The organism is Stenotrophomonas sp. P5_B8 (assembly GCF_054049855.1).
Genome location: NZ_JBFULO010000125.1, coordinates 1 through 10,037, shown reverse-complemented (window position 1 = coordinate 10,037; position 10,037 = coordinate 1). Strand labels below are relative to the sequence as shown.

The 10,037-nt window shown below is 67.6% G+C and carries 4 protein-coding genes; 1 reads left to right on the top strand and 3 read right to left on the bottom strand.

Going from position 1 to position 10,037, the window contains the following annotated elements:
- On the top strand, positions 1-614 hold a 614-nt coding region (locus tag ACXJKH_RS09195; protein ID WP_457319195.1), incomplete at its 5' end, for an aldehyde dehydrogenase family protein.
- A 458-nt stretch (positions 615-1,072) separates the two neighbouring features.
- Here ACXJKH_RS09195 and ACXJKH_RS09190 read toward each other — a convergent pair.
- The 3 genes from ACXJKH_RS09190 to ACXJKH_RS09180 all read right to left on the bottom strand — a co-directional run.
- Positions 1,073-1,351: a hypothetical protein gene (locus ACXJKH_RS09190; RefSeq protein WP_256774328.1), complete on the bottom strand. Its 279-nt coding sequence runs from the start codon at positions 1,349-1,351 to the stop codon at positions 1,073-1,075.
- A 492-nt stretch (positions 1,352-1,843) separates the two neighbouring features.
- Complete coding sequence (locus ACXJKH_RS09185) at positions 1,844-2,104, bottom strand: hypothetical protein (protein WP_457319194.1); 261 nt, start codon at positions 2,102-2,104, stop codon at positions 1,844-1,846.
- Positions 2,101-10,037 (bottom strand): GH36-type glycosyl hydrolase domain-containing protein (locus ACXJKH_RS09180; protein ID WP_457319193.1); only part of this gene is annotated, 7,937 nt, incomplete at its 5' end. The genes ACXJKH_RS09185 and ACXJKH_RS09180, both read right to left, overlap by 4 nt.

Here is a 10,037-nt window from a genome sequence, read left to right as displayed (position 1 = left end):
ACAATGGGCAGACCTGCGTCAACGCCAAGCGCTTTATCGTGACGAAGAAGAACTACGAGGCCTTCGTCAGCGCCTATGCAAAGGCGTTCGAGGCGATCCGGATGGGCGACCCGAACGCCGAGGACACCCAGCTCGGCCCGATGGTCTCCAAGGCGCAGCGCGACAAGCTGCACGAACAAGTGACCAAGAGCGTCGCGCAGGGCGCACGTCTGGTGGTCGGCGGTGAGGTGCCAGAGCGAACCGGCTGGTTCTACCCGGCCACGGTGCTGGCGGATGTGGCGCCGGGGCAGGTGGCCTACGAGGATGAGCTGTTCGGTCCTGCGGCGGCCATCATCCGCGCCGAGGACGACGAGGATGCGCTGCGCATCGCCAACGACAGCCGCTACGGCCTGGGTGGGGGCATGTTCAGCCGGGACGTGCAGCGCGCCCGGGAACTGGCGAGCAAGTACTTCGACACCGGCATGGTCTTCATCAACACCTTCGACGTCGCATCCCCGGCGCTGCCGTTCGGTGGTGTGAAGGCGTCCGGCTATGGTCGTGAGCACGGTCCTGAGGGTCTGAAGGAGTTTGTCAACGTCAAGTCCATCAAGATTGCGGCTGCCGCGTCGGGTTGATCCGGCCTCGGCGCCCGGCGACTCCAGATTGCGCGCGCGCCTGGCCACGGATGGCCGTCGCCCACCGCCAACCCCGCACGCTGCTGGCCGGGACGATCCCGATGCGACGCGGAATACGTGGCGGTTACTGAAGGACCCACCGCGCCGAGTAAACAGAATCCCCGGCCCGCCCAAGGCCGGGGGACACCGTAGAGCGGACCGTTGGTCCGCTGCCTCCCAGGTTGCCCGCCCATCGCCTATCTGACGCTACGCGGCCTGCGGCTCCATCCCTTGAAGACTCAGCCGGCACGCAGCTTTATGTAGCGACGAAACCGGTAAGTGACCACCAAGCGGAGCGGCAGCGAGATACGGCGCGCGCCACGAAGGCGGCGCTCGATAGGTTGGTGGAGAGAATCGCCGCGTGAGAAAGCCGCCGGCCAGGCCTGAAGCATCCGCTCGGCCTTGGCCGGGTGTCCTCATCAGCCAGGCAGCTCACACTTCATTTTGCCGTCCACGTAATAAGGCTTGGGCACATTCGGGTTGTCGCTGGTCTTCTCGAAGACCACCTCGAACGAATCACTGTCGGGTGAGCCCTTGCGGTCGGTACAGGCGTCCTGCAGCTTCTTCTTTACCGCCGAGATGCCGGCATCTCGGTTGGCGCCATCTGCACTGTTGGTCAGGTTGACCGTTTCAGCGGAGGCAACGGCACTGAATCCCAACAGGCAGCCGGCAATCATCAGCGTGTGCAGTTTGATCATGGTGTTTTCCCTTGTGGACGCGAACGGGGTCCCAGCATAGGACGGCGCGGTTAAGGTGACGTCGTCAGGCAGGCGCCAGATGGCCGATGGTCCGAGGGGTAGGGCGGCGAAAGCGTGTATTTCACACGCAGGGAGATTCGCCAGTACACCCAGCCCAGGTTGTCGCATGCCAAGGTAATGGACAGCGGGTTCACCCATTGGCAGGCAGTGCTCGCCGCTCTTCGTGCATTCCCGAAAGCCCAGCGCGAACAGCGGCTCCGTTATGTCTGCAATCCGCGAATCAACATGACTGATCGCATGGGCTTGATGTAAGGCGGGCTGCAGCGCCTTGGGCCGTTCCCGTTGCTGCTTGTCCTTCCCGAAGCTGGACCTCGGCGCAGAGCTGAGCCACGCCCAGCGCCGCCTGGAATTGGGGAGGCCGGCGATCTGAACCGGCTGCACACGCACGTGAAGTGCAGCTTCTGACCCTGAGCCCGCACGGGGGATCCGTTATCACGCTCCCGGCTTCCCCGGCGGCGGAGTGTCGCCTCGTTCGTGCCAGGCCGGGATTTCCAGCGCATGGCGTTCGAGCATGGCCTGTATACACGCACGCGCATGGTGCCTCTCCGCGTTCTCGCATTGGTCGAGAATCTCGCCACTCAGCTGTTCAAACTGCGTCCAGAATTGCGCTGGGTGGCGCACTCGCGCCACCCAGTGGTCCAGCTTGTCGGCCAGCGCATCAAGTTGCACCTGTATCTCGGCGCGCACGTTCATCCCGGAGGTGCACCCAGATCAAGCGCGACACGGTAGTAATGACCGTCGTCGCGGAGCAGGACGCTGAGGTCCGGCTGCAGGACGTCATCCACATGCAGCGTCGGCTGACCCTGGGCCGTGCGGGTCACCACGAACTCATACAGGCTGCGCCCGAAGCGGTAGCTCAATTCGAAGGACGGCCAGTGATCGGGCAGGCACGGTTCAAGCGAGAGACGATCGCCGTCGCGACGGATGCCGAGCAGGGATTCGACCAGCAGGCGATACATCCACCCGGCCGATCCGGTGTACCACGTCCAGCCGCCTCGCCCGACGTGCGGCGACACGGCGTAGACATCGGCGGCCAACACATAGGGTTCGACGCGGTAAGTCTGGACCGCCTCGGCATCCAGCGTGTGGTTCAGGGGGTTGATCATGCCGGCCAGCTCCCAGGCACGCACTGCATCGCCCTGTTGGGCGAATGCCATCGCCGCCCACACCGCCGCATGGGTGTACTGGCCGCCATTCTCGCGCACGCCCGGTACGTAACCCCGAATGTAACCGGGGTCCTCCGTGGTCTGGTCGAAGGGCGGGTCGAGGAGCTGGATCAGCTTGGCGTCCTTTCGCACCAGATGCGTGTACAGCGAATCCAGCGCTTGGCTGGCACGCTCAGGCGCGGCCACGCCTGACAGCACCGACCAGCTCTGGGAGATCGAATCAATGCGGCATTCCTGGTTCTGTGACGAGCCCAGCGTGGCGCCGTTGTCGAACCAGGCGCGGCGATACCACGCGCCGTCCCAGGCATGCTGTTCCAGGTTCTGACGCAGGCGTTCGGCCTGTTCTTCGCACCATTGCGCACGGGCGGCATCGCCACGCGCGTTGGCCAGCCCGATGAAGCGGCGAAGCGTGTCATGCAGGAAGAATCCGAGCCACACACTTTCACCGCGCTGCTGGTCGCCGACGCGGTTCATGCCGTCGTTCCAATCGCCGCTGCCCATCAGCGGAAGCCCACGTTCACCGAGCAGCCGGCACCCGCGCTCCAGCGCGACGACGCAGTGCGCATACAACGTGCCGCGCTGTGCCGAAAGGGTGGGCATGTCGTAGTAGCCTTCCTCTTCCGGGGTCACCGCGCGCCCCTCGATGAAGCCGACCACTTCGTCCAGCACGCTGGCGTCGCCGGTGACCTCCAGGTAGCGGCATGCACCCTGGGGCAGCCACAGATAGTCGTCCGAGCAGCGGGTGCGCACGCCGCGACCCTGCGGCGGGTGCCACCAGTGCATCACATCGCCTTCGGTGAACTGGTGTGCCGCGCAGAGCAGCAGGTGTTCGCGGGTCAGGTCCGGGCGCGCGTGCACGAGGGCGAGCGCGTCCTGCAGCTGGTCGCGGAAGCCGAACGCGCCGCCGGACTGATAGTAGCCACTGCGTGCCAGGTAGCGGCAGCCCAGGGTCTGGTAGACCAGCCAGCCATTGGCCAGTGCGTCGAACGCCGGGTCCGGCGTGCGTACCTGCACCGTGGCCAGTACGTTGCGCCAGTGGATGCGCACGGCGTCCAGCGCATCGATGGCTTCCTGGTTGCCCTGGCGGCTTCGTGCCAACGCCAGCGTTTCCTCGCGGTCGCGCCCGGCGCCAAGGCGGAACGTGGTTTCACTGCGGTCGCCCGGCGCCAGCTCCAGCGGCACCTGGATCGCCGCGCAGGGATCCATGCCCGCACCGGCCCGTGCATCCAGACGCTCGCGGCGCAACGCGGCCGGTGCATGCAGGCCGCCGTTGCGGCCGATAAACTCCAGGCGGTCACAGGTCCAGCCGCAGCCCTCGGCATCGGTGTCGAAGAAGGCCATCCGGCCGCCGAACTCGGTGCTGTAGCTGTTGCGCGCCAGCAGCGCCCCGGTCTGCAGATCGCGTTCGGTGACCACGTGCATGCGCGACTTCGGGCGCAGGTCACCCATGACCCACTCCACGTAGCCGATGGCCGACAGCCGCCGTGGCCGGCCCGAGAGGTTGTGCAACCGCAGGACCGAGAACTTCAGTGGCGCGGTGACATCGACGAAGACCCACAACTCGCTGGCGATACCGTCTTCGATGTGCTCGTAGACCGTGTAGCCGAAGCCGTGGCGGGTACGGTACGCACCGGTGCCCCGGCAGGGCAGCGGCATCGGCGACCAGACACGGCCGGTTTCCTCATCGCGCACGTAGAAGGCTTCGCCGCCGGTATCGGACACCGGATCATTGAGCCAGGGCGTCAAGCGGAATTCGTGTGCGTTTTCGAACCAGGTATAGCCCGGTGCACTCTCGCTGACGACCGTGCCCAGACGGGCGTTCGCGATCACGTTCGCCCAGGGCGCCGGCGTCGGGGCGCCTTCGCGCACCACCACCACGTATTCGCGGCCGTCCTCGCTGAAACTGCCGGTGCCGTTGTCGAATCGGCCGGCGCCGCGGTACGGAAGGAACGGCCACGGGTCGTCCACCTCTTCGTCGTGCTCAACGCCCGGGGGCAGTCCGGGTTCGGGTCCCGGGTCGGCGATGACGGGCAGCCCGGGCGTCGCGTCCATCGCCAGGGCCAGCTCCTGCTGCTCCGCCTGCGGCACCAGAGCCGGAATCCGTCGCACAGGCAGCGGTTGGCGCCCCACCTGCGCCGCCAGCGTGCCGTCCTCGTCGCTGAGCACCACCCGTGCCACCGCCTGCAGCAGAACGCGGTCCTCGTGGCTCATGTTCTGCACCGGCCGCACGAAAATGCCGCCGGGGCGATCTAGCAGGCCCGTCTCCGAACTGGCGGCCACCATCCCCAGGATCTGGTCCTGCAGTTCCTGCCGATAGCCGGCCTTGCTGTCGTTCCAGATCACCAGGTCGGTGTTGAGTCCCTTCTGGCGCCAATACGCGTGCGCCTGCACCAGCTGCCTGACCAGTTCCACGTTCTCCGCGTCGGTGACCTTGAGCAGGACGATGGGCAGGTCGCCCGAGATGGCATGGCCCCACAGCCCGGATTGCCCTCGCTGGTTCTGCTGCAGGACGGCGTCGCCCGCTCGCAGCAGCGGATTGGCATACAGCACGTGGCTGGCCAGGCGCTCGTAGAGCGAGGCCTCGGCCTGGCTGGCATTGATCTGCCGGCGCACCACCTGGCTGTGTGTCCAGGACAGGTCGAAGACACGGTCCGCCAGGCGGCGATCACGGTACTTGTCGACCATGGCCTCGCAACCGACGCGGTCGGCGCCGATGCCATACACCATGTCCAGCTGCACGGTCTGCTCGGGCTCCAGCACCACCCGCACGCGGATGGCCACGATCGGGTCGAGCACCGAGCCGTCCGTGCCCGAGAGCTCGGTGTCGGTGGTCAACGCCTGCGGCGTCCGCGGCGTGTTGCCACGGCCCAGGAAGCGCGCACGGTCGGTTTCGTAGGAGATCGACGCGACCTCGGCGTCATGCACCGCGACCAGATGGAACATCCACGGTGGGACTTCGTCGTGCGAACGGGGCCGGCGCGTGCAGAGCACGGCTTGCTTGGCGGCCAGGATCTCGCTCTGCACGAAGAGGTTGCTGAAGGCCGGATGCGCGTCGTCCGACGCTGCGGGCGCCAGCACCACTTCGGCATAGGTGGTGATCTCCACCGTGCGCTGGCGACGGCCGCGGTTGGTCAGGCGCAGGCGCCTGAGCTCGATGTCGTCCTCGGCGGAGATGGCGACCTGCAGATGGCTCTCGCAGCCGCGGCGCGCGCCGCGGAACTCTGCCTTGGCGTCGGAGAAGATCGCCTCGTAATGGTCCAGCGCCACGCAGGTGGGCTGGTAGGCGGCGGACCAGAACTCGCCGTTGTCCACGTCGCGCAGGTAGCAGAACGTGCCCCAGGCGTCGGTGGTGCCGTCTTCGCGCCAGCGAGTGAGCGACAGGTCGCCGTGGCGGCTKTAGCCGCCGCCGGCATGGGTCAGCATGCTGTGGTAGCGCCCGTTGGAGAGCAGCTGCACTTCCGGGCGCGGGCCCGCCGGGTCGCGCAGGACGCGCAGGGAGGTCTCGTGCTCGGCCATGGCCGAATGCTCGCCCAGCGCTTCGACCTCATGCGGATGGAATACGCCGATGCGCGGGATGCGTTCCTGCAGCAGCAGCAAGGTGGCCTGGAACTCGGTATCGGCAACAAAACGGCGCTGCATCGGCTGGTCGCGCAACAGGTAATCCAGCGACAGCAGGCCCATGCCCTGGTGGTGGGCCATGAACGAACGCAACAGAACGTGATCCTGTCCCGGCGGTACCCGGGCGGGGGTGTAGTCGATCGCTTCGTACATGCCAAAGCGCCCGGAGAACCCCAACCCTTCGAGGGCCTGGAGGTTCTGGCACGCCGCCTCCGGTGCCACCATCAGCGCCATCATGCTGGCATAGGGGGCAATGACCCGATCCTGGCCGAGGCCGCGCTTGAGACCCAATCCGGGCACACCGAACGCGCGGTACTGGTAGTTCAGGCGGGCATCGACGGCGTTATAGCCGGACTCGGACACGCCCCACGGCAGGTTCAAGGTGCGGCCGTAGACGATCTGCGCCTCGACCGCATGTCGCGCGGTCTGGTCGAGCAGCGTATCGGGATAGCTGGGCATCACCAGCTGCGGCATGAGGTACTCGAACATCGAGCCACTCCATGAYAACAACGTCGGCGTGCCGTTGACCTCGGTGAGCATCCGGCCAAGCGCGAACCAGCTCTCCTGTGACAACTGGCCCTGGGCGATGGCGACGAAGGCGCACAGCCGCGCTTCGGACGCCAGCAGATCGTAGAAGCTGTTGTCGAGGCGATGGTCGTCGACGTTGTAGCCGATCGAGAGCAGGTTGCGGGTACGGTAGAACAGGAACCCGTACTCCATCAGCGAGAACTGCCCGGCGCGGTGCGCCAGCGCCTGCAGCTGCTCGATGCGCGCGCGCGCGTCCGCACCGGCGGAGCCGGGCAGGGCGGACAATTGGCGCAGGCTCGGTACTGGCGCCTCGTCGTCCGCGCCGGCATCGGCAGGGAGGTCGGCAAGTGTCGCGTGGGCGGCATGGCATTCGGCAGCGAACAGGGCGGGCCAGTGCAGCGCACCTTCCTCGGACGACTCCGGTGCCGGCCAGTGCGCCAGCATGGCGTCGGCCAGACCGGCCAGCTCCTGCAACCGGGCGAGCAGCTGCGTCGTCCCACGCGGGTGGTCGGTACGCGTTGCCGCCAGGCGCTGGCGAAGGTGGTTGAGCGCCTCGCTCAGTACTGCGTCAGCGGGGCGATGGCGCTGCCGTTCCTCTTCCAGTACGCCGAGCGTATCGGCCAGGCCATCGAAGGTGTGTGGCGCCAGCACCGGCGCGTCCACCAGCGCGAGCAGGCCTTGGCGCAGCGTCAGCAGGTGGCCCGCCAGGTTGCCGCTGTCCACGGTGGAGACGTAGCGCGGCTGCAGCGGCGCCAGGGTTTCGGTGTCGTACCAGTTCAGGAAGTGGCCGCGATGGCGCGGCAGCTGGTCCAGCGTATCGAAGGTGAGGGCGGTGCGTTCCGCGACCGCGCCCAGCTGGAGCCAGCCGAAATCCCACGCGGACAGATTGGCCAGCAGGGACAGGCCGATGTTGGTCGGCGAGGTGCGCCGCGCCACCACCAGCGTCGGGTGCTCCTGGATGTTGTCCGGCGGCAGCCAATGATCCTGCTCGCGCACCCACGCCTGGAAGAACGACCAGGTGCGCCGCGCCAGCCGGCCCAGGAACGCCCGCTGGGTCACCGACAGCTCGGCCACGCTTGCGGCCGGCGGCCGGCCCAGCCACGCCATCAACGCGGGCGCGAAGGTCCACGCCAACAGCAGGGGCAGGGCGACAGGCAGTGCCTGCGGAGCCACGCTGGCCACGACCGCTGCCAGCRCAACCGCCAGCACCGACGCGGGCGCCATCACCCGCCATTCCGCGCCGCGGTCGCTGCCGAGGCGGCGCTCGACTTCGCTGGAGGGGTTCCATTGCAGCAGATGGCGGCGGGTGACGGTCATGCGCCAGAGCGTGCGCAGCACCGCGCCACCGGCCAGCAACGCTTCGTAGGGCAGACACGCGACCTGGGTGGCCGCGCGCAGCAACGACTGCAGCGTGCCGCGCCCGACCATGATGTAGTGCGCTTCCAGCGGGGTGTCGTCCGGAACGCTCAGCGCATCGCGCAGCATGCCGATCAGCGGCGGCGCGAACCACAGGGCCAGCACCCATGCCGTCCACGCAGCCGGGCTTTCGGCATACAGCCAACCCGCCACCAGCAAGGCCAAGGCTGCGATCGGCACCAGGCTCCGGCGCAGGTTGTCCAGCAACTTGCCGCGCGACAGCAGGCTGAGGGGGTTGCGTTCCCACCCCGATCCCGGGCGCGGTGTCCACGGCATCAACCAGGGTAACAGCTGCCAGTCGCCGCGGATCCAGCGCGCACGGCGCTTGGCGTCGGCGGCGTAGCGTTCGGGATAGTCCTCGTACAGGCGCACATCGCTGACCAGGCCGGCGCGTGCATAGCAGCCTTCCAGCAGGTCGTGGCTGAGGATGCGGTTCTCGGGCAGGCGGCCCTCGAGCGCATGCTCGAACGCTTCGACGTCATAGATGCCCTTGCCCACGAACGAGCCTTCGTCGAACAGGTCCTGGTAGACATCCGAGACCATGCGCGAGTACGGATCGATGCCGGGCTCGCTGCCGAACATCCGGGCAAACCGCGAGGTGCGGCGCGTGCCCAGACTGGTACCGACGCTGGGCTGCAGGATGCCGTAGCCCTCCACCACGCGTTGCAGCGCCGGATCGAAGCGCGGGCGGTTGAGCGGGTGCGCCAAGGTGGCGACGAAGGCGCGTGCGGCATCCCGCGGAAGCTGCGTGTCCGAATCCAGGGTGATGACGTAGCGGACGCCGACCAAGGCAGCCGTGTCACCGACGGTGCGCATGAACGCGGCCGCATCGCCCTGACGGAGCAGGGCGTTGAGCGCTGCAAGCTTGCCGCGCTTGCGCTCGTGTCCCATCCACACCCCTTCGCCCGGGTTCCATTGCCTGGCGCGGTGCAGCAGGTAGAAGCGATCGCCGCGCTCGGCCGCATAGCGACTGTTCAATTCCTCGATCCGCTCCACGGCATGCGCAAGCAGGGTGTCGTCCGTCGGTGTCTCGGCGGCCGCGGCGTCTAGGAAGTCTGTCAGCAGCACGAAGCGCAGCTGAGGATCGCGGTTGGCCAGGAAGCGGACCTCCAGCGCCTCGGTCAGGACATCGATGCCGTCGATACTGGACAGCATCGAGGGGACCGCGACCACGGTGGAGCAGGCGGCCGGGATCCCTTCGCTGAAATCGAGCTTGGGCAGGGGCCGGGGCGTGACCAGTACCGTCGCCGTCCAGTTCACCAGGACGATGCCCAGCTCGCTGAACACCAGCAGCCCGAACAGCGCGGCCAGCCAGACGGGTACCGCGCCACTGCCCGATGCCAGCAGGCCAGCGGTGGCCACCACCGCCAGCAGGGCAATCGGCAGCAGGTATTGGGCAAGTGGCACGCGGTGCGCCAGCCGCCGTGCCTTGCGGTGGCGCGGTGCCGCCTCGGCCACCGCGTCCACGGTGGTGTTCACGCCTTCGCCGACGAGCCAATAGCCTACGTGCGTACGTGGCCCATCGAGCGGCTCAGCTGCTCGTGCCAGGTCCAGCGCGATGGTCGCAACGCGCTCTTCGGCGACGCGGCTACCGCGCGCAATCTTCTCTACGACATGGCGATAGGCGTCGCGGGTGCCGAAATCCATCTGCGGATAGACGGCCATCGGGTCTTCCCGCAGCCGCTGCTCGACCACACTCATGTCTTCGACAAAGGTGCGCCAATCCATGGTGGAGAGGAAGCGCAGGCTGCCGATGCTGTTGCCGATGGAGACCTGGTCGGCCGCCTGCTGCTGGCCCTCGGCGGCGACCAGTTCATCGATGCGCTGCCCAGCCGCGGCGGCCCACTGTTCCAGCCAGGCGATGGGCATGGCCCAAGCACCGCCGCGCCCCTGCAGCG

Coding starts and splice junctions, on each gene's coding strand:
- ACXJKH_RS09190 (WP_256774328.1), bottom strand. CDS start 1,351: ATGATCAAACTGCACACGCTGATGATTGCCGGCTGCCTGTTGGGATTC.
- ACXJKH_RS09185 (WP_457319194.1), bottom strand. CDS start 2,104: ATGAACGTGCGCGCCGAGATACAGGTGCAACTTGATGCGCTGGCCGAC.